This is a genomic window from Mycobacterium canetti CIPT 140010059 (genome assembly GCF_000253375.1).
In the GTDB taxonomy this organism is placed as follows: domain Bacteria; phylum Actinomycetota; class Actinomycetes; order Mycobacteriales; family Mycobacteriaceae; genus Mycobacterium; species Mycobacterium tuberculosis.
Genome location: NC_015848.1, coordinates 2,835,579 through 2,856,120, shown reverse-complemented (window position 1 = coordinate 2,856,120; position 20,542 = coordinate 2,835,579). Strand labels below are relative to the sequence as shown.

Genomic DNA, 20,542 nt, shown 5'->3' with positions numbered 1-20,542 from the left:
GTGCCCCCGGCACGACTCGAACGTGCGACCTAGGGATTAGAAGGCCCTTGCTCTATCCACCTGAGCTACGGAGGCGATGCGCAGGTCAGTTTATCTAACGGTGGCCGTCGAGGAATTTTTCCAGACGCCACACGCGCGAAAGGTCTACCGCCACGTCAATTATTGGTTATTGTGTGATCCTCGACACACGTACAAAACCGGCTGGCAACCAGCCGTTTACCGCAACGATGCGTGTGCCTGACGTCGAGGGGTGGGCTTTGTTATGCACATCGCCAGCGTGACTTCGCGGTGCTCGCGGGCCGGCGCCGAGGCATTGCGCCAGGGAGCGCAGCTGGCGGCCGACGCCAGAGACACCTGCCGGGCCGGCGCCCTGCTGCTGCGTGGATCACCGTGCGCCATCGGTTGGGTCGCAGGATGGTTGTCCGCGGAGTTTCCGGCCCGCGTCGTCACCGGCCACGCGCTGTCCCGCATATCACCACGCTCGATCGGCCGGTTTGGCACCAGCTGGGCGGCGCAGCGGGCGGATCAAATCCTGCACGCGGCGCTCGTGGACGCTTTCGGCCCGGATTTCCGTGACCTAGTGTGGCATCCGACCGGCGAACAGTCAGAGGCTGCCCGGCGCAGCGGGCTGCTGAACCTACCGCACATTCCCGGACCCCATCGCCGCTATGCGGCCCAGACCTCCGACATCCCGTACGGGCCCGGCGGCCGCGAGAATCTACTCGACATCTGGCGGCGTCCCGATTTAGCGCCCGGCCGCCGGGCTCCGGTCCTCATCCAGGTCCCGGGCGGGGCGTGGACCATCAACGGCAAACGCCCTCAGGCTTACCCGTTGATGAGCCGGATGGTGGAACTCGGCTGGATCTGTGTGTCGATCAACTACAGCAAGAGCCCACGGTGCACGTGGCCGGCGCACATTGTGGACGTGAAGAGGGCGATTGCGTGGGTTCGCGAGAACATCGCCGACTATGGCGGCGATCCGGATTTCATCACGATCACCGGCGGGTCCGCCGGTGCGCACCTGGCCGCGTTGGCCGCGCTTTCGGCGAATGATCCGGCGCTGCAGCCGGGCTTCGAAAGCGCCGACACGGCGGTACAAGCGGCGGCGCCCTACTACGGCGTCTACGACCTCACCAACGCCGAGAATATGCACGAAATGATGATGCCGTTCCTGGAGCACTTCGTGATGCGTAGCCGCTACGTCGACAACCCGGGGCTGTTCAAGGCGGCGTCGCCGATTTCGTACGTCCACAGCGAGGCTCCGCCGTTCTTCGTGTTGCACGGTGAGAAGGATCCGATGGTGCCGAGCGCGCAATCTCGCGCCTTCAGCGCGGCGCTGCGCGACGCGGGTGCCGCGACGGTGTCCTACGCTGAGCTCCCCAACGCCCACCACGCGTTCGACCTCGCCGCCACGGTCCGATCGCGGATGGTCGCCGAAGCGGTCTCGGACTTCTTGGGTGTGATCTACGGGCGACGGATGGGTGCTCGCAAGGGTTCGCTGGCGCTGTCGTCACCTCCGGCCAGCTGAGCTTGGCCGTTCCAACTCGGCTGCCCAACACGAGGTTTCGTCGGTCGTGGCCGCGGCATCGGTGCTGCGGGTGGATCATGGCCCGCATCGGCTTTCACCACCGCGTCATCGCGACTAGCGTTGTGTTGGCACTGTGGTGCGTGGCGGTGGCGGGTTTGAAGCAGGAGGTCTGATCGGCGGTGACAGAGTTTGTGCGTCGAGTTGCCCAACCCGCGCGGGGTCGTGGCCATGGCTGAGTCCGGCGAGTCCCCCAGGTTGTCCGACGAGCTTGGGCCGGTCGACTATTTGATGCATCGGGGCGAGGCAAATCCGCGGACTCGTTCGGGGATCATGGCGCTGGAACTGCTGGACGGCACGCCGGACTGGGATCGCTTCCGGACCCGATTCGAAAACGCCTCGCGACGGGTGTTGCGGCTGCGGCAGAAGGTGGTGGTGCCGACCTTGCCGACCGCGGCCCCGCGCTGGGTGGTGGATCCGGACTTCAATCTGGACTTCCATGTGCGTCGGGTGCGTGTGTCCGGACCCGCCACGTTGCGCGAAGTGCTCGATCTCGCCGAGGTGATTCTGCAGTCGCCGCTGGACATATCGCGCCCGCTGTGGACGGCCACCCTGGTGGAGGGTATGGCTGACGGCAGAGCGGCGATGCTGCTGCACGTCAGCCATGCGGTCACCGACGGTGTCGGCGGCGTGGAGATGTTCGCGCAGATCTATGACCTCGAGCGCGATCCACCACCTAGGTCGACGCCGCCGCAACCCATTCCGGAGGATCTGTCCCCCAATGACCTGATGCGCCGGGGCATCAACCACCTGCCAATTGCTGTCGTCGGCGGTGTCCTGGACGCGCTGTCCGGGGCGGTATCGATGGCCGGGCGGGCTGTTCTGGAACCGGTGTCCACCGTGTCGGGGATCTTGGGCTACGCCAGGTCGGGCATCCGGGTGCTGAACCGAGCTGCTGAACCCTCACCCCTACTGCGCCGGCGCAGCCTGACCACCCGTACCGAGGCCATCGACATCCGGCTCGCCGACCTGCACAAGGCCGCAAAGGCCGGCGGCGGGTCGATCAACGACGCCTACCTTGCGGGTCTGTGTGGCGCGCTGCGCCGCTACCACGAGGCCCTGGGCGTGCCGATCAGCACGCTGCCGATGGCGGTGCCGGTCAACCTGCGGGCCGAGGGCGATGCGGCCGGCGGCAACCAGTTCACCGGTGTCAACCTGGCGGCGCCGGTGGGCACTATCGATCCGGTGGCCCGGATGAAGAAGATCCGGGCGCAGATGACCCAGCGTCGCGACGAGCCCGCGATGAACATCATCGGTTCCATTGCACCGGTGCTGAGTATCTTGCCGACGGCCGTGCTGGAGGGGATCACCGGTTCGGTGATCGGTTCCGATGTGCAAGCCAGCAATGTTCCGGTCTACCCAGGGGATACCTACCTTGCCGGCGCGAAGATACTGCGGCAGTACGGTATTGGACCGTTGCCCGGTGTGGCGATGATGGTAGTGCTAATTTCCCGGGGCGGGTGGTGCACCGTCACGGTGCGCTACGACAGGGCGTCGGTGCGAAACGACGAGTTGTTCGCTCAATGCCTGCAGGCGGGTTTCGACGAAATCCTTGCGCTGGCCGGTGATCCGGCACCGCGTGTGCTGCCGGCGTCGTTCGATACTCAAGGAGCCGGTTCAGTGCCTCGATCGGTGTCGGGCTCATGAGCGCCGCTGACGAGCAGGGGGAAGAGCGGGCGACGCGGAAGTCGGCGCCGGATTTGCGCCTACCCGGTTCGGTAGCCGAGATTCTGGCCAGTCCTGCCGGCCCGAAGGTCGGTGCGTTTTTCGACCTGGACGGCACGCTGGTCGCCGGCTTCACGGCCGTCATCCTCACCCAGGAGAGGTTGCGGCGCCGCGATATGGGCGTGGGCGAGCTGCTCGGTATGGTTCAGGCCGGCCTGAATCACACGCTCGGGCGAATCGAGTTCGAAGACCTTATCGGAAAGGCCGCCGCGGCGTTGGCCGGGCGGCTCTTGACCGACCTGGAAGAAATCGGCGAGCGGCTATTCGCCCAGCGGATCGAGTCCCGGATCTACCCGGAAATGCGGGAACTGGTCCGGGCTCACGTGGCCCGCGGCCACACCGTGGTCCTCAGCTCGTCGGCGCTGACCATCCAAGTTGGCCCAGTCGCACGTTTTCTGGGGATCAACAACATGCTCACCAACAAGTTCGAGACCAACGAGGACGGGATACTCACCGGGGGTGTGCTGAAGCCAATTTTGTGGGGTCCGGGCAAAGCCACTGCGGTGCAACGCTTTGCGGCCGAGCACGACATCGATCTCAAAGACAGTTACTTCTATGCCGACGGTGACGAGGACGTCGCCCTGATGTATCTGGTGGGCAATCCGCGACCGACCAATCCGGAAGGAAAGATGGCCGCGGTCGCCAAGCGACGGGGCTGGCCGATCTTGAAGTTCAACAGTCGCGGCGGTGTGGGCATCCGGCGGCAGTTGCGGACACTTGCCGGTCTGAGCACCATCGTCCCGGTCGCGGCCGGCGCGGTAGGGATCGGTGTGCTGACCGGTAGCCGGCGCCGCGGCGTGAATTTCTTTACCTCCACCTTCTCTCAGCTGCTGCTGGCGACCAGCGGCGTGCACCTGAATGTGATCGGAAAAGAGAATCTGACCGCCCAGCGGCCCGCCGTCTTTATCTTCAACCACCGCAACCAGGTTGACCCGGTCATTGCCGGTGCGCTGGTGCGCGACAACTGGGTTGGGGTGGGCAAGAAGGAACTGGCGAGCGACCCGATCATGGGCACGCTGGGGAAGTTGCTGGACGGTGTGTTCATCGACCGTGATGATCCGGTCGCCGCGGTGGAGACACTGCACACGGTTGAGGAGCGCGCCCGCAATGGACTATCGATCGTGATCGCTCCCGAAGGTACCCGGTTGGATACCACCGAAGTCGGGTCATTCAAGAAGGGGCCCTTCCGTATCGCCATGGCCGCGAAGATCCCGATCGTGCCGATCGTGATCCGCAATGCGGAGATCGTCGCCTCGCGCAACTCCACCACGATCAATCCGGGCACGGTCGACGTCGCGGTGTTTCCGCCGATTCCGGTCGATGACTGGACCCTGGACGCCCTGCCGGATCGTATCGCCGAGGTGCGCCAGCTGTATCTGGACACGCTGGCGGACTGGCCGGTCGATGGGTTGCCCGCGGTCGATCTGTACGCCGAGCAGAAGGCCGCCAGAAAAGCCAGGGCTCAGGTCGCCAAGGCCACCGCGAAAAGGGTGCCGGCTAAGAAGGCTCCCGCCAAAAGCGCCGCCAATAAAGGCGCGGCCGCGACGAAGGCGGCTACAAAGAAGGCATCGCCGAAGGCCAAACCCAGCGAATCTAAGATCGCTGGCAAGGATGGTGAGGCCTCCGCATCGCCAAGCTCTAGCGCCAAAGGACGGTCGTGACCAAACCGGCGGCCGATGCCAGCGCGGTGCTTACTGCCGAGGACACACTGGTGCTGGCTTCCACGGCGACGCCGGTCGAGATGGAGCTGATCATGGGCTGGCTGGGCCAGCAGCGTGCACGCCATCCGGACTCGAAGTTCGACATATTGAAGCTGCCACCGCGCAACGCTCCGCCGGCGGCGCTGACGGCACTGGTCGAGCAGCTCGAGCCCGGCTTCGCATCCAGCCCACAATCTGGCGAGGACCGTTCTATCGTGCCGGTTCGGGTGATCTGGCTGCCTCCCGCCGATCGCAGCCGGGCGGGCAAGGTGGCCGCACTGCTCCCGGGTCGGGATCCCTACCATCCCAGCCAGCGTCAGCAGCGTCGCATCCTGCGTACCGATCCCAGGCGCGCGCGGGTGTTGGCCGGCGAGTCGGCCAAGGTGTCCGAACTGCGCCAGCAGTGGCGCGATACCACGGTGGCAGAGAACAAGCGCGATTTCGCCCAGTTCGTCAGCCGCCGAGCGCTGTTGGCGCTGGCGCGCGCCGAATATCGGATCCTTGGACCGCAATACAAATCTCCCCGGCTGGTGAAGCCGGAGATGTTGGCGTCCGCACGATTTCGTGCCGGCCTGGACCGGATTCCGGGCGCCACGGTCGAAGATGCCGGGAAGATGCTCGACGAACTCTCCACCGGATGGAGCCAGGTGTCGGTAGACCTGGTTTCCGTCCTCGGCAGGCTGGCTAGCCGCGGCTTCGATCCGGAATTCGACTACGACGAGTATCAGGTCGCGGCGATGCGCGCCGCACTGGAGGCTCATCCGGCGGTCCTGCTGTTCTCGCACCGGTCCTACATCGACGGCGTGGTGGTACCGGTGGCCATGCAGGACAACCGGTTACCGCCGGTGCACATGTTCGGCGGCATCAACCTGTCGTTCGGTCTCATGGGACCCCTCATGCGGCGCTCGGGGATGATCTTCATCCGGCGCAATATCGGCAACGACCCACTGTATAAGTACGTGCTCAAGGAGTACGTGGGCTACGTGGTCGAGAAGCGGTTCAACCTGAGCTGGTCCATCGAAGGCACCCGGTCGCGCACCGGAAAGATGTTGCCGCCCAAGCTCGGTTTGATGAGCTACGTGGCCGATGCTTACCTGGACGGCCGCAGTGACGACATCCTGCTGCAGGGGGTTTCGATTTGCTTCGATCAGCTGCACGAGATCACCGAATACGCCGCCTACGCGCGTGGCGCGGAGAAGACGCCCGAAGGTTTGCGCTGGCTCTACAACTTCATCAAGGCGCAGGGGGAACGCAACTTCGGCAAGATCTACGTTCGCTTCCCCGAAGCGGTCTCGATGCGCCAGTACCTCGGCGCACCGCACGGCGAGCTGACCCAGGATCCGGCCGCGAAACGGCTTGCGTTGCAGAAGATGTCGTTCGAGGTGGCCTGGAGGATTTTGCAGGCGACGCCGGTGACCGCGACGGGTTTGGTGTCCGCACTGCTGCTCACCACCCGCGGCACCGCGTTGACGCTCGACCAGCTGCACCACACGTTGCAGGACTCACTGGACTATCTGGAACGCAAACAATCGCCGGTTTCGACAAGCGCATTGCGACTGCGCTCTCGCGAAGGCGTCCGTGCGGCGGCGGACGCGTTGTCCAACGGCCACCCGGTCACTCGGGTCGACAGTGGCCGGGAGCCGGTATGGTACATAGCGCCTGACGACGAGCACGCCGCGGCGTTCTACCGGAACTCGGTGATCCATGCGTTTTTGGAGACCTCGATCGTCGAGCTCGCGCTGGCCCATGCCAAGCACGCCGAAGGTGACCGCGTCGCCGCGTTCTGGGCCCAGGCGATGCGGTTGCGGGATCTGCTGAAGTTCGACTTCTATTTCGCGGATTCCACGGCGTTTCGGGCCAACATCGCCCAAGAGATGGCCTGGCACCAAGACTGGGAGGATCATCTTGGCGTCGGGGGCAATGAGATCGACGCGATGCTGTATGCCAAACGGCCGCTGATGTCGGACGCGATGTTGCGGGTCTTCTTCGAAGCCTATGAGATCGTTGCCGACGTGTTGCGCGATGCTCCGCCTGACATCGGTCCTGAGGAGTTGACGGAGCTGGCGCTCGGCCTCGGCCGTCAGTTTGTGGCACAGGGCCGGGTCCGCAGCAGCGAACCGGTATCGACGCTGCTGTTCGCCACTGCACGCCAGGTCGCCGTCGATCAGGAGCTGATAGCGCCGGCGGCCGACCTCGCCGAACGTAGGGTCGCCTTCCGGCGGGAGTTACGAAACATTCTGCGGGATTTCGACTATGTCGAGCAGATCGCGCGCAACCAGTTCGTCGCCCGCGAGTTCAAAGCGCGTCAAGGACGCGACCGAATCTAAGAACGTGTTGGGGGCGTGGCGTTGCGTAGACGCCATGAGCCAGACGGCTGGCCATTTTCCCAGCGCTCAGAAAAACCGAATGCGGTGCGCCATGCCGTCAGATGCAGCGCCGTGAGCGCCGCCGCGAGCACGGCGAACGGCACCCCAGTGAACTGGGTCAGTGGGCGCGTGACGCGCGCAATGGGCGTACACCGCCAGACTCGTGGCGGCGTCGCGAGTGTCCATGCCGACTCGCTGCGGGGTGCGGTTCTTGTCCACGGGCAGCTGAGGAACTCGATCCCCTCAGCGCCAACGTCCCCGCCAGCGGCGCTAACACGAAGTCGTCTATAGCTCACTAGCTGTCGTGAAGCCCTGCTCGCCCTGGGTGCCGGGCGACTTGTCCGCCGCGATCGGCTAGACGCCGAGGTGCGTTGGCGCCGCATCCGGCGCCGGCAGTAGAGCCTGCGGGCCCGACCAACCTATTTCCGGAGTGGGAGGCGCGGGCGCTTGCAATTGGCAGCCCGTAGCGAAAACCACGTACAACCCAGTAACTATCGCGCCGAGCAGCCAGGTTAGCAGCGTCCGTGGGTTCCTTGTCTTCATTGTCGTCGCCCCTTCAATGGCAGGTTGTCGTGGCCCGTACGTCGCCATGGTTCGAAGAATCACGGTCATTGGGATGTTATCGCCGTCACCCTGCCCCATTGGACCGTTTTGTGAATACTGAGCGAGGTTTCGGTCTGGTTCCCAGGTTTGCAGGCCAAGTAGCCAATTAATTGGTTAATCCACAGTTACCGCTTCATTCACAGGATTGCGCGCGGCGACGGTCGCATCCCGGCAAATGTCGGTGTGGCCGAGGTGAATAGCACTCGGCATATGCGTGGGCAGTTCGCGGAATCACCCGGTGCCAACGCAACTGTGCCAACGCAACTAGGAAAGGAATGAGCAAATGTTCGAAACGCCACTGACCGTGGTCGGTCACATCGTCAACGATTTGCAGCGCCGCAAAGTCGGTGATCAAGAGGTCGTCAAGTTCCGGGTGGCCAGCAATTCGCGCCGGCGCACCAGCGACGGCGGTTGGGAGCCCGGCAACTCGCTGTTTATCACCGTCAATTGCTGGGGAAGGCTGGTCACCGGGGTGGGCGCGGCATTGGGCAAGGGCGCACCGGTGATTGTGGTGGGACACGTGTACACCAGTGAATATGAGGACCGGGACGGCATTCGTCGCTCGTCGCTGGAGATGCGGGCGATGTCGGTAGGGCCGGATTTGTCGCGCGTGATCGTGCGCATCGAAAAGCCGGCCTACACCGGTCCAAGCGCCGGTGATCTCCCGGCCGCCACGGGGACCGGGGCGGCCGGTGCCGCCGACGCCCCAGCGTCGGCAGCCGACTCGGTTTCCGATGTCGTGGTCGACGACGCCATCACTGGCCACAACCCCCTGCCCATATCGGCTTAGGGGTCGCCTCGATGCTGCCCCGGCGGTGCCTAGGATGGTTCGCGAGGTAACCCGAAGGACCAGAAAGGCAACACCGCGGCATGGCTGAGTTCATCTACACGATGAAGAAGGTCCGCAAGGCGCACGGCGATAAGGTGATCCTCGACGACGTGACGTTGAGTTTCTATCCGGGCGCCAAGATCGGTGTCGTCGGCCCCAACGGGGCCGGTAAGTCGAGCGTCTTGCGGATCATGGCCGGTTTGGACAAGCCGAACAACGGCGATGCCTTCCTGGCCACCGGCGCCACCGTGGGCATCCTGCAACAGGAACCGCCGCTGAACGAGGACAAGACCGTTCGCGGCAATGTGGAAGAGGGCATGGGGGACATCAAGATCAAGCTCGACCGCTTCAACGAGGTCGCCGAATTGATGGCCACCGACTACACCGACGAGCTGATGGAAGAGATGGGTCGGCTGCAAGAGGAACTGGACCACGCCGACGCGTGGGACCTCGACGCGCAGCTCGAGCAGGCCATGGATGCGCTGCGCTGTCCGCCGGCCGACGAGCCGGTAACCAACCTATCCGGTGGCGAGCGTCGCCGGGTGGCGCTGTGCAAACTGCTGTTGTCCAAACCCGACCTGTTGTTGCTCGACGAGCCGACCAACCACCTAGACGCGGAAAGTGTGCAGTGGCTCGAACAGCATCTGGCCAGCTACCCTGGTGCGATCCTGGCGGTCACCCACGACCGTTACTTCCTGGACAACGTCGCGGAATGGATCCTGGAGCTCGATCGTGGCCGCGCCTACCCCTATGAGGGCAACTACTCGACCTATCTGGAGAAAAAAGCCGAGCGGCTCGCGGTGCAAGGCCGCAAGGACGCGAAGCTGCAAAAGCGGTTGACCGAGGAGTTGGCTTGGGTCCGGTCCGGGGCCAAGGCGCGCCAGGCCAAAAGCAAGGCGCGCCTGCAGCGCTACGAGGAGATGGCAGCCGAGGCGGAGAAGACCCGCAAGCTCGACTTCGAGGAGATTCAGATCCCGGTCGGGCCCCGCCTAGGCAACGTGGTGGTTGAGGTCGACCACCTCGATAAGGGCTACGACGGGCGCGCCCTGATCAAGGACCTGTCGTTCAGCTTGCCCCGCAATGGCATCGTCGGCGTCATTGGGCCCAACGGGGTAGGCAAGACCACACTGTTCAAAACCATCGTCGGGCTCGAGACACCGGACAGCGGCAGCGTCAAGGTCGGCGAGACCGTCAAGCTGAGTTACGTGGACCAGGCCCGTGCTGGCATCGATCCGCGGAAGACCGTCTGGGAGGTTGTCTCGGACGGTCTGGACTATATCCAGGTCGGTCAAACCGAAGTGCCGTCACGGGCCTACGTGTCGGCATTCGGGTTTAAGGGACCGGACCAGCAAAAACCGGCCGGTGTGCTATCCGGCGGGGAGCGCAACAGGCTCAACCTTGCGTTGACGCTCAAACAGGGCGGCAACCTGATTCTGCTCGACGAACCGACGAACGACCTGGATGTCGAGACTCTGGGTTCGCTGGAGAATGCTCTGCTGAACTTCCCCGGCTGCGCCGTGGTGATTTCGCACGATCGCTGGTTTCTTGACCGCACGTGCACGCACATCCTGGCGTGGGAGGGTGACGACGACAACGAGGCGAAGTGGTTCTGGTTCGAGGGCAACTTCGGCGCCTACGAGGAGAACAAGGTGGAACGGCTCGGTGTCGACGCCGCTCGACCGCATAGGGTCACCCACCGCAAGCTGACGCGCGGCTAATGTTAGCTTCGCCCACGCCCCGTGATGATGCGTCCGGAACGCCGCACCCAGGAGCGGGAAAATTGAATCGAGCGGTACCCGTCGTGAGTTGGGAGCAATCGGCATGACGATCGATCCCGGGGCTAAGCAGGATGTTGAGGCGTGGACCACGTTCACCGCGAGTGCGGACATTCCTGACTGGATCTCGAAGGCCTACATCGACAGCTATCGAGGACCGCGCGACGACTCGTCGGAAGCCACCAAGGCCGCCGAGGCCAGTTGGCTTCCAGCCTCCCTGCTGACGCCCGCCATGCTGGGCGCACATTATCGGCTTGGCCGGCACCGCGCGGCCGGTGAAAGCTGTGTCGCCGTCTATCGGGCGGACGATCCCGCGGGGTTCGGTCCGGCGCTGCAGGTGGTCGCCGAGCACGGCGGCATGCTGATGGATTCCGTTACGGTGCTGCTGCACCGGCTTGGAATCGCCTACGCGGCGATTCTGACCCCGGTGTTCGACGTGCACCGCAGCCCCACGGGAGAGCTGCTGCGCATCGAACCGAAGGCCGAGGGCACGTCGCCGCACCTGGGTGAGGCCTGGATGCACGTAGCGCTCTCGCCCGCCGTCGATCACAAAGGCCTCGCCGAGGTGGAGCGGTTGCTGCCCAAGGTGCTGGCCGACGTCCAGCGGGTGGCCACCGACGCCACAGCGCTGATCGCCACCCTGAGCGAGCTGGCGGGAGAAGTCGAATCCAATGCCGGCGGCCGATTTTCCGCGCCCGACCGACAAGACGTCGGGGAACTGTTGCGTTGGCTGGGTGACGGGAACTTCCTGCTGCTGGGCTACCAACGGTGCCGGGTGGCTGACGGGATGGTCTACGGCGAGGGGTCAAGCGGTATGGGCGTCCTGCGGGGCCGCACCGGTTCGCGTCCCCGGCTGACCGACGACGACAAACTGCTGGTGTTGGCCCAAGCGCGGGTCGGCAGCTACCTGCGTTACGGCGCCTATCCCTATGCCATCGCGGTCCGCGAATACGTCGACGGCAGCGTGGTCGAGCACCGCTTCGTCGGGCTCTTCAGCGTCGCGGCCATGAATGCGGACGTGCTGGAGATCCCGACGATCTCGCGCCGGGTTCGCGAGGCGCTGGCGATGGCCGAAAGCGATCCCAGCCACCCAGGCCAATTGCTGCTCGACGTCATCCAGACCGTCCCGCGACCGGAGCTGTTCACGCTGAGCGCGCAGCGCCTGCTGACCATGGCCAGGGCCGTGGTGGACCTGGGATCGCAACGGCAGGCGTTGTTGTTCCTGCGCGCGGATCGGTTGCAGTACTTTGTGTCGTGCCTGGTCTACATGCCCCGAGATCGCTACACCACCGCCGTGCGCATGCAATTCGAGGACATCCTTGTCCGCGAGTTCGGGGGAACACGACTGGAGTTCACCGCTCGGGTCAGTGAATCACCTTGGGCACTCATGCATTTCATGGTGCGGCTACCCGAAGTGGGTGTGGCAGGAGAAGGGGCGGCCGCCCCGCCGGTGGACGTTTCCGAAGCGAACCGGATCCGGATCCAGGGTCTGCTGACCGAAGCCGCGCGAACCTGGGCCGACCGTTTGATCGGCGCGGCGGCGGCGACTGGCTCCGTCGGACAGGCCGACGCTATGCATTACGCTGCCGCCTTCTCCGAGGCCTACAAACAGGCCGTCACCCCGGCCGATGCCATTGGCGACATTGCGGTCATCACGGAGCTGACCGACGATTCGGTCAAGCTGGTGTTTTCCGAACGCGACGAGCAGGGTGTCGCCCAGTTGACCTGGTTCCTCGGTGGGCGCACCGCTTCGCTGAGCCAGCTGCTGCCGATGCTGCAAAGCATGGGAGTCGTGGTGCTCGAAGAGCGACCGTTCTCCGTCACCCGGCCGGACGGTCTGCCGGTCTGGATCTATCAGTTCAAGATCTCGCCGCATCCCACGATCCCGTTGGCCCCGACGGTTGCCGAGCGGGCCGCGACCGCGCACCGATTCGCCGAGGCGGTGACCGCGATCTGGCACGGCCGGGTCGAAATCGACCGATTCAACGAGCTGGTGATGCGTGCCGGGCTGACTTGGCAGCAGGTCGTGCTGCTCCGTGCCTACGCGAAGTACCTGCGCCAGGCGGGCTTCCCGTACAGCCAGTCCTACATTGAATCGGTGCTCAACGAGCACCCTGCTACCGTTCGGTCTTTGGTCGATCTGTTCGAAGCGCTTTTCGTTCCGGTGCCGTCGGGGTCGGCGAGCAATCGCGATGCCCAAGCGGCCGCTGCCGCTGTCGCCGCGGACATCGACGCGCTGGTGAGCCTGGACACAGACCGGATCCTGCGCGCCTTCGCGTCGTTGGTTCAGGCCACGTTGCGCACCAATTACTTTGTGACACGCCAGGGTTCGGCCCGCTGCCGTGATGTGTTGGCGCTGAAACTCAATGCCCAGTTGATCGACGAACTTCCGCTGCCGCGTCCCCGGTACGAGATTTTTGTGTATTCGCCCCGCGTCGAAGGCGTGCATCTGAGGTTCGGCCCAGTTGCGCGTGGCGGGTTGCGCTGGTCGGACCGCCGTGACGATTTCCGAACCGAGATTCTCGGATTGGTCAAGGCGCAAGCGGTGAAGAACGCCGTCATCGTGCCGGTCGGGGCCAAGGGCGGGTTCGTGGTCAAGCGTCCCCCGCTGCCCACCGGCGACCCCGCCGCCGACCGCGACGCCACCCGCGCCGAAGGGGTCGCCTGCTATCAGCTGTTCATCTCCGGGTTGCTCGATGTCACCGACAACGTCGATCATGCGACCGCAAGCGTCAACCCCCCGCCCGAGGTGGTGCGACGTGACGGCGACGACGCCTACTTGGTAGTGGCCGCCGACAAAGGTACTGCCACCTTTTCCGATATCGCCAACGATGTCGCCAAGTCCTATGGGTTCTGGCTGGGCGACGCGTTCGCCTCGGGCGGATCGGTGGGCTACGACCACAAGGCCATGGGCATCACCGCCCGGGGGGCCTGGGAGGCCGTAAAACGGCATTTCCGAGAGATCGGGATCGACACCCAGACCCAGGATTTCACCGTCGTGGGAATCGGCGACATGAGCGGCGACGTATTCGGCAACGGCATGTTGCTGAGCAAGCACATCCGGCTGATCGCCGCCTTCGACCACCGCCACATCTTCCTCGACCCCAACCCCGATGCCGCGGTGTCGTGGGCCGAACGCCGGCGGATGTTCGAGTTGCCCCGGTCCAGCTGGGGCGACTATGACAGGTCTCTGATCAGCGAGGGCGGCGGGGTGTACAGCCGCGAACAGAAAGCCATCCCGCTCAGCGCGCAGGTCCGCGCCGTCCTCGGCATCGACGGCTCAGTTGACGGGGGGGCCGCCGAGATGGCCCCGCCCAACCTTATTCGGGCGATTCTGCGGGCGCCGGTGGACCTGCTGTTCAACGGCGGCATCGGCACTTACATCAAGGCCGAGTCAGAGTCGGATGCTGATGTCGGCGATCGCGCCAACGATCCGGTGCGAGTCAACGCGAATCAAGTGCGCGCCAAGGTCATTGGCGAAGGTGGCAATCTCGGAGTGACGGCGTTGGGCCGTGTCGAATTCGATCTGTCCGGCGGCCGGATCAACACCGACGCGCTGGACAACTCCGCCGGCGTGGACTGCTCGGACCACGAGGTCAACATCAAGATCCTGATCGACTCGCTGGTGAGCGCCGGCACGGTCAAAGCCGACGAACGCACACAGCTGCTCGAGTCAATGACCGACGAGGTAGCGCAACTGGTGCTCGCCGACAACGAAGATCAGAACGACTTGATGGGCACCAGTCGCGCCAACGCGGCCAGCCTGCTGCCGGTGCACGCAATGCAGATCAAGTATTTGGTGGCTGAGCGCGGGGTCAACCGCGAATTGGAAGCGCTGCCGTCGGAGAAGGAGATTGCCCGGCGCTCCGAGGCCGGCATCGGGCTCACCTCGCCCGAACTCGCCACGCTGATGGCGCACGTCAAGCTGGGGCTCAAAGAGGAGGTGCTAGCCACCGAACTACCGGATCAGGATGTCTTCGCTTCCAGGTTGCCTCGTTATTTCCCGACGGCGCTGCGCGAACGGTTCACCCCGGAGATCCGTTCCCACCAGCTGCGCCGCGAGATCGTCACCACCATGCTGATCAACGATCTGGTGGACACCGCCGGCATCACCTATGCGTTCCGGATCGCCGAAGACGTTGGTGTCACGCCGATCGATGCCGTGCGCACCTATGTCGCCACCGATGCCATCTTCGGTGTCGGTCACATTTGGCGCCGGATCCGTGCGGCGAACCTGCCAATCGCGCTGTCAGACAGGTTGACGCTGGACACCCGTCGGCTGATCGACCGTGCCGGACGCTGGCTGCTCAACTACCGTCCGCAGCCCTTGGCCGTCGGCGCCGAGATCAACCGATTCGCGGCCATGGTCAAGGCACTGACACCGCGCATGTCGGAGTGGTTGCGTGGTGATGACAAGGCCATCGTCGAAAAGACAGCTGCGGAATTCGCATCGCAGGGTGTGCCTGAAGACTTGGCCTACCGTGTCTCGACCGGCCTGTACCGGTACAGCCTGCTCGACATCATCGACATCGCCGACATCGCCGACATCGACGCCGCCGAGGTCGCTGACACCTATTTCGCCCTGATGGACCGGCTGGGCACCGATGGCCTGCTGACCGCGGTATCCCAGCTGCCCCGACACGACCGCTGGCATTCGTTGGCGCGCTTGGCGATTCGCGACGATATTTACGGTGCGCTACGGTCGTTGTGTTTCGACGTGCTGGCCGTGGGGGAACCCGGCGAGAGTAGCGAGCAAAAGATCGCCGAGTGGGAACACCTCAGCGCCTCCCGGGTGGCGCGGGCACGTCGGACACTCGACGACATCCGTGCCAGCGGCCAGAAGGATCTGGCGACGTTGTCGGTCGCCGCGCGGCAGATCCGCCGCATGACACGGACAAGCGGGCGAGGAATCTCGGGGTGAGCGTCGGGTTCGTCACGCCGGTGGGGGTGCGCTGGTCTGACATCGACATGTATCAGCACGTCAACCACGCCACCATGGTCACGATTCTCGAAGAGGCACGGGTCCCGTTTCTTAAGGATGCTTTCGGAGCCGACATCACGTCCACCGGGCTGCTGATCGCCGATGTCCGGGTGACCTACAAGGGTCAACTGCGGTTGTCCGACTCGCCGCTACAGGTGACGATCTGGACCAAGCGGCTGCGGGCGGTCGACTTCACGCTCGGGTACGAGGTGCGGTCGGTCAACGCGGAGCCAGACTCGAGGCCTGCGGTCATCGCCGAGTCGCAGCTGGCCGCGTTCCATATCGAGGAACAGCGGTTGGTTCGACTATCGCCACACCATCGCGAGTACCTGCAACGGTGGTTTCGGGGATAGGCGGGGTGGTTGAGCGTGGGTTGTGGCTCCCTGACCCGGCTCACCGCGCGGATCTGGCCACGTTCGTGGATCACGCGCTTCGGCTCGACGATGCCGCCGTTATCCGTATTCGCGCGCGGTCTACCGGATTGCTATCGGCTTGGGTAGCAACGGGCTTCGACGTGCTGGCCAGTCGGGTGGTGGCCGGCAAGGTGCGACCCGACGATCTGTCGGTGGCCGCACGGTCACTCGCGCACGGTCTGGCCACAACGGATGCCTCGGGCTATGTCGATCCCGGTTACTCGATGGACTCCGCGTGGCGGGGTGGGTTGCCGCCGGAGTCCGGCTTCACCTATCTCGACGACGTACCGGCCCGGGTGATGTTGGACCTGGCGCACCGTGGCGCGCGGCTGGCCAAGGAGCACGGGAGTTCGGCTGGTCCGCCGGTATCGCTGCTCGATCAGGAGGTCATCCAGGTCAGCTCGGCCGATGTCGTCGTTGGGCTACCCATGCGCTGTGTGTTCGCTTTGACCGCAATGGGTTTCCTTCCCCAGTCCGCAGAAACGATCAGCGCCGACGAGCTGATCCGGGTCCGGATATCGCCGGCGTGGTTGCGTCTGGACGCCCGCTTCGGCTCGGTTTATCGGCATCGCGGCCACGCGGCGCTGGTGCTGCGCTGATGGGCGAGGATGGTTCATTTCCGGATCGCCGTCACACGCAAAGCGGATCCACGGCTCTGGTGTCCCTTTCCAGCGCCAGCCGCAGGGGAGTTACCACGGAATCGGGAGCTCCAGCGAGATAGTTCACTGCAAGCTCTTGTAGAGCGTTGGCGAGCGAGCGGACGGCATCGCGCAACTCGGCAGGAGTCGCTGGCTCGGCGGTGAGACGCCTCAGCAGGTAGTCGCCGCCGCTATACAGCGCCAGGCGGGCGTTGGCTGCCACCGCCAAATCGCCGGTCGGGTCTCCGGGTACCGGGTTGGCCTGATTGGTATTCAGCACGGCCGCCTGGCGCACGATCCGGTGTGCGGCGCAGACGTTTTCTTTCGCGTCGGAAATCTGTTGGCTGGTGAACGTCGGCGCGGATGGGGCCGGTGATGGCTTGTCGTGCGGTTGCCGATGAAACCATCCGACGATGCCCACGCCTAATGAGACGACCGCAAGGGCTAGGGCCGCCACTAGAGACCACCGCCCGGGCGATCGAGGAGTCGTCGAGGGCGCTGGCCGCGACGATCCGTCCCAACCTGGTGGCGGGACACCCCAGGGGGGCCGCTGCTCGGGATAGGGCTCGGCGAACGGAGTATCCGACATCGGCCGATGGTATCGCTGACTGGCGGTCGCGGTGGTGCGCCAGCCGACCACACCGCTAGCGGCAGCGCTCGGCCAGGGCATGAGCAGTTCGCTGGCTACGCTGCTCGAGGTGGGTGCCACGGTTACCCGGTGCGAGGTAAGGCCTGGCCAGTTCGCGGGTAAAGGCACGGGTCTCGTCTAGCTGGGCGAGCTGGATGAGCCGCATCAATCGATGTTGGTGCTAGCTTTGCGGCCTGTCCGGCGAGTGCGTCGAGGTGGTGATTGGGTTCGGTGGCGGTAAGAATCGCGGCGTCGCTCGCGTTCGAGGCACGCAACACCACTGCGGCGCGCCGGCTGGGTATGCGGATTTGGCTGACCTCGCTATCGACGAAGGTGATGACTTCCCCGGGTAGCCGCACGGCGATCCGCATCATCATACCTAGACGGTGCCCGCCTAGGATGCGTATGCGCTTATATGTCGGGCAGGCATAGCTCGGAATGCCGCTACACCAGCCAGGCCGCGGCATTGGGTGGCAACGTGGCGTCGGTCAACGGTGCGCTGGCCAGGATGGGTTCACCTGCCGGCAGCGCCAGCGGACGCTCAGCGGCGTTGAGCGCGCACACCAAACCCCCGCCGTGACGCCGGAATATCAGCGCATCGTCGGGTGCGGCCAGCCAGTCGACGTCGCCGTCGAATTCATTTCGTTCCCTACGTAATCTGAGTGCAAGTCGAAAAAACGACAAGGTCGAGCCGGCATCAGCGCGTTGTTTTTCGGCGGTCAGCGCCGCCCATTCCGGCGGCATCGGCAACCAGGTGTCTGGACACGTCGAGAACCCGAACGGGGGAATGTTGCCCGACCAGGGAATCGGCACCCGGCAGCCATCGCGACCGCGTTCGGTGCGTCCCGAGCGTTCCCACGTCGGATCCTGCAGCACCTCGTCGGGCAGGTCCACGTCGGGCAAACCCAGCTCCTGGCCGTTGTAGAGGAAGACCACGCCCGGCAGGGCGAGCATCACCACCGCCATCGCCTTGGCCCGGCGCAGCCCGATCTCGCCGCCGCCGTAGCGGCTAACCTCCCGTCCCACATCGTGATTGGCCAGCGTCCAGGTCGGGGTCGCGTTCTGCAGCGCCGCGGCGGCCAGGGAGTTCGCCACCGCGTCGCGGATCTCGGCGGCGTCGAACTCGGTTCGCGCCAGCCGGAAATTGAAGCCGAGATGCAGTTCGTCGGGCCGCAGATACTCCGCCCAGCGGGCGTTGTCGTGTACCCACACCTCGCCGACGGTTACCGCTCCGGGGTACTCGTCGATCACCGTGCGGATGTCGCGGTGAATCGCGTGCACATTCGGGTGGTTGAAGCGCGGGTCGTCATCGCGGTGGTGCAGCACCTCGATGCCCAGGTCCGGTGAGTCCGGCAGGCCCGGGGGCTTGGCCATGCCGTGCGCCACGTCGATGCGGAAGCCATCCACGCCGCGGTCCAGCCAGAAGCGCAGTGTTTTCTCGAAGTCGTCAAGGATTTCCGGGTTGTCCCAGTTCAGGTCCGGCTGTTCGGTGTCGAAAAGGTGCAGGTACCACTGGCCCGGGTTGCCGTCCGGTTCGCGCACTCGGGTCCAGGCCGGCCCGCCGAACACCGACTCCCAGTTGTTCGACGGCAGCGACCCGTCGGGGCCCCGCCCGTCGCGAAAGAAATAGCGATCCCGCGCCGGGCTACCCGGGAGGTCAGCCAGCGCGGCCTGAAACCATGGGTGCGCCGAACTGGTGTGGTTGGGCACCACGTCCATGGTGACTTTGATGCCCTGCCGGTGTGCCGCAGCGACCAACCGTTCGAACGCCGGCATCCCGCCGAAGAGTGGGTCGATGTCGCGGGGATCGGCGACGTCGTATCCGTGGTCTGCCATCGGCGAGACGGTGACCGGGTTGATCCAGATCGCGTCGACACCGAGCTGTTGCAGGTGGTCAAGCCGGCTCGCCAACCCGTCCAGGTCGCCCACCCCGTCGCCGTTGCTGTCGGCGAACGATCGGGGATAGACCTGGTAGAACACGGCTCGCGACCACCACGGCTCGCCCATCGGATCTGGCTCCGGTCGACGAGCGCTGGCGCGAGGAGAGCCGGGGCCCATTGGATCCGGTCGCTGGTGTTGGTCCATCAAAACGGGGAGTTGACCAGCGAGTGAGCGGCCATCTCCAGATAATCCAGCAACTCTCGACGGTGCTCGTCATCGAGCGTTTCTGAGTCGATGGAGGCCACAGCCGTATGCATGCACCGCAGCCAGGCGTCGCGTTCGATGAGCGAGATCCGAAACGGGGCATGCCGCATCCGCAATCGGGGGTGGCCGCGCTGCTCCGAGTAGGTTCGTGGGCCGCCCCAGTACTGCTCGAGGAACATCCGCAATCGTTCCTCGGCGCCGGCTAAGTCGTCTTCGGGGTACACCCGCCGCAGTACTTCGTCCTCGGCGACCTGCGCATAGAAACGCGACACGATCGCGTCGAAGGTTTTGGCGCCGCCGACCGCGTCGTAGAAAGACTTCGGCATCTGATCCATCCCCTCCATTGTGGTCTATTTGTCGTGGCCGACCAGCCAGCCCCCGGTTTGTTCACCGGAGCGACACGGTGTGGACGTGGCATTTGGCGTGCGATTAGCCGCGAATCATGGTGGACTGTTCGGCGGAGGACCTATGGCGCACGGCAAGAAGCGCCGCGGCCACCGCAGTTCCGGTGTCGCGGCAGGCGTAACCGGGCCCGCTTCATGCCTGCACAGTGTCCACTCCCACCGACTCGCGTCAGGCGTCGAGACCCATCCACCGAACCGTCACGAGAGCGCATCGATCTGGAACCGCCGGCGGGTGCTGCTCCTGAACTCCACCTACGAGCCGCTTACCGCGTTGTCGATGCGGCGGGCGATTGTCATGGTGATCTGTGGCAAGGCCGACGTGGTGCACGAAGACCCGTCCGGGCCGGTCATCCACTCGGCGACCAGATCGATCCTGGTCCCGTCGGTGATCCAGTTGCGCTCCTATGTCCGGGTTCCCTACCGTGCCCGGGTTCCGATGACCCGGGCCGCGCTCATGCATCGGGACCGGTTCTGTTGTGCCTACTGCGGCGGCAAGGCCGACACCGTCGACCACGTGGTACCCCGCAGCCGGGGCGGTGCCCACTCCTGGGAGAACTGCGTTGCGTGCTGCTCGCCGTGTAACCACCGCAAGGGTGACAGGCTGTTGACCGAGCTTGGCTGGGCACTCCGCCGGGCGCCGCTGCCGCCCACGGGACCGCACTGGCGACTGCTGTCGGCGGTCAAGGAGCTGGACCCGTCCTGGGCGCGATACCTCGGTGAGGGTGCGGCCTGAAAACCCGGTGGGATACG

The 20,542-nt window shown here is 65.0% G+C and carries 14 protein-coding genes, 1 tRNA gene and 1 pseudogene; 11 read left to right on the top strand and 5 right to left on the bottom strand.

Going from position 1 to position 20,542, the window contains the following annotated elements:
* Nucleotide 1: 1 nt before the first annotated feature.
* Nucleotides 2-75 (bottom strand) — tRNA-Arg (locus MCAN_RS13240).
* Between the two features lie 187 nt (nucleotides 76-262).
* Here MCAN_RS13240 and lipQ point away from each other — a divergent pair.
* The 10 genes and pseudogenes from lipQ (at nucleotide 263) to MCAN_RS13190 (ending at nucleotide 16,576) form a co-directional block, all read left to right on the top strand.
* Complete coding sequence (lipQ, locus tag MCAN_RS13235; protein WP_003412725.1) at nucleotides 263-1,528, top strand: esterase LipQ; 1,266 nt, start codon at nucleotides 263-265, stop codon at nucleotides 1,526-1,528.
* A 228-nt stretch (nucleotides 1,529-1,756) separates the two neighbouring features.
* Nucleotides 1,757-3,232: a WS/DGAT/MGAT family O-acyltransferase gene (locus MCAN_RS13230; RefSeq protein ID WP_014001290.1), complete on the top strand. Its 1,476-nt coding sequence runs from the start codon at nucleotides 1,757-1,759 to the stop codon at nucleotides 3,230-3,232.
* Entirely contained in the window at nucleotides 3,229-4,971 is a 1,743-nt protein-coding gene (locus tag MCAN_RS13225) for an HAD-IB family hydrolase/lysophospholipid acyltransferase family protein (protein ID WP_003412713.1), read from the top strand. The genes MCAN_RS13230 and MCAN_RS13225 overlap by 4 nt, the downstream gene beginning before the upstream one ends.
* Nucleotides 4,968-7,337 (top strand): glycerol-3-phosphate 1-O-acyltransferase, encoded by a 2,370-nt coding sequence (locus MCAN_RS13220; RefSeq protein ID WP_014001289.1) that lies wholly within the window; start codon nucleotides 4,968-4,970, stop codon nucleotides 7,335-7,337. Before MCAN_RS13225 ends, MCAN_RS13220 begins: the two co-directional genes overlap by 4 nt.
* A 15-nt stretch (nucleotides 7,338-7,352) precedes the next feature.
* Nucleotides 7,353-7,675, top strand: a pseudogene (locus tag MCAN_RS23650) (hypothetical protein).
* Nucleotides 7,676-8,262: 587 nt separating this feature from the next.
* On the top strand, nucleotides 8,263-8,769 hold the full coding sequence (locus MCAN_RS13210; protein WP_041180122.1) for a single-stranded DNA-binding protein: 507 nt from the start codon (nucleotides 8,263-8,265) through the stop codon (nucleotides 8,767-8,769).
* Nucleotides 8,770-8,849: 80 nt separating this feature from the next.
* Nucleotides 8,850-10,526, top strand: a complete 1,677-nt coding sequence (gene ettA / locus MCAN_RS13205) for an energy-dependent translational throttle protein EttA (protein WP_003412708.1) — start codon at nucleotides 8,850-8,852, stop codon at nucleotides 10,524-10,526.
* Between the two features lie 103 nt (nucleotides 10,527-10,629).
* Nucleotides 10,630-15,504, top strand: coding sequence for an NAD-glutamate dehydrogenase (locus MCAN_RS13200; RefSeq protein WP_014001286.1), 4,875 nt, complete (start codon nucleotides 10,630-10,632; stop codon nucleotides 15,502-15,504).
* Nucleotides 15,501-15,917, top strand: coding sequence for an acyl-CoA thioesterase (locus MCAN_RS13195; protein WP_003412703.1), 417 nt, complete (start codon nucleotides 15,501-15,503; stop codon nucleotides 15,915-15,917). Before MCAN_RS13200 ends, MCAN_RS13195 begins: the two co-directional genes overlap by 4 nt.
* 5 nt (nucleotides 15,918-15,922) lie before the next feature.
* Complete coding sequence (locus tag MCAN_RS13190; protein ID WP_003412698.1) at nucleotides 15,923-16,576, top strand: hypothetical protein; 654 nt, start codon at nucleotides 15,923-15,925, stop codon at nucleotides 16,574-16,576.
* 31 nt (nucleotides 16,577-16,607) lie between these two features.
* On the opposite strand, the gene MCAN_RS13185 is transcribed toward MCAN_RS13190, so the two are convergent.
* The 4 genes from MCAN_RS13185 to glbO form a co-directional block, all read right to left on the bottom strand.
* Nucleotides 16,608-17,324, bottom strand: a complete 717-nt coding sequence (locus MCAN_RS13185) for a hypothetical protein (RefSeq protein WP_003412695.1) — start codon at nucleotides 17,322-17,324, stop codon at nucleotides 16,608-16,610.
* Between the two features lie 2 nt (nucleotides 17,325-17,326).
* A complete protein-coding gene (locus MCAN_RS13180; protein WP_003899337.1) occupies nucleotides 17,327-17,620 on the bottom strand; it encodes a hypothetical protein in 294 nt (97 codons plus the stop codon).
* Between the two features lie 67 nt (nucleotides 17,621-17,687).
* A complete protein-coding gene (locus MCAN_RS13175; protein ID WP_014001285.1) occupies nucleotides 17,688-19,328 on the bottom strand; it encodes a glycoside hydrolase family 13 protein in 1,641 nt (546 codons plus the stop codon).
* Complete coding sequence (glbO, locus tag MCAN_RS13170) at nucleotides 19,328-19,714, bottom strand: group 2 truncated hemoglobin GlbO (RefSeq protein WP_003412688.1); 387 nt, start codon at nucleotides 19,712-19,714, stop codon at nucleotides 19,328-19,330. The genes MCAN_RS13175 and glbO overlap by 1 nt, the downstream gene beginning before the upstream one ends.
* Before the next feature lie 142 nt (nucleotides 19,715-19,856).
* Between glbO and MCAN_RS13165 the strand changes: the two genes are divergently transcribed.
* Complete coding sequence (locus MCAN_RS13165; RefSeq protein WP_003899334.1) at nucleotides 19,857-20,525, top strand: HNH endonuclease; 669 nt, start codon at nucleotides 19,857-19,859, stop codon at nucleotides 20,523-20,525.
* The last annotated feature ends 17 nt before the right edge of the window (nucleotides 20,526-20,542 follow it).

Coding starts and splice junctions, on each gene's coding strand:
- lipQ (WP_003412725.1), top strand. CDS start 263: ATGCACATCGCCAGCGTGACTTCGCGGTGCTCGCGGGCCGGCGCCGAG.
- MCAN_RS13230 (WP_014001290.1), top strand. CDS start 1,757: ATGGCTGAGTCCGGCGAGTCCCCCAGGTTGTCCGACGAGCTTGGGCCG.
- MCAN_RS13225 (WP_003412713.1), top strand. CDS start 3,229: ATGAGCGCCGCTGACGAGCAGGGGGAAGAGCGGGCGACGCGGAAGTCG.
- MCAN_RS13210 (WP_041180122.1), top strand. CDS start 8,263: ATGTTCGAAACGCCACTGACCGTGGTCGGTCACATCGTCAACGATTTG.
- ettA (WP_003412708.1), top strand. CDS start 8,850: ATGGCTGAGTTCATCTACACGATGAAGAAGGTCCGCAAGGCGCACGGC.
- MCAN_RS13200 (WP_014001286.1), top strand. CDS start 10,630: ATGACGATCGATCCCGGGGCTAAGCAGGATGTTGAGGCGTGGACCACG.
- MCAN_RS13180 (WP_003899337.1), bottom strand. CDS start 17,620: ATGATGATGCGGATCGCCGTGCGGCTACCCGGGGAAGTCATCACCTTC.
- MCAN_RS13175 (WP_014001285.1), bottom strand. CDS start 19,328: ATGGACCAACACCAGCGACCGGATCCAATGGGCCCCGGCTCTCCTCGC.
- glbO (WP_003412688.1), bottom strand. CDS start 19,714: ATGCCGAAGTCTTTCTACGACGCGGTCGGCGGCGCCAAAACCTTCGAC.
- MCAN_RS13165 (WP_003899334.1), top strand. CDS start 19,857: ATGGCGCACGGCAAGAAGCGCCGCGGCCACCGCAGTTCCGGTGTCGCG.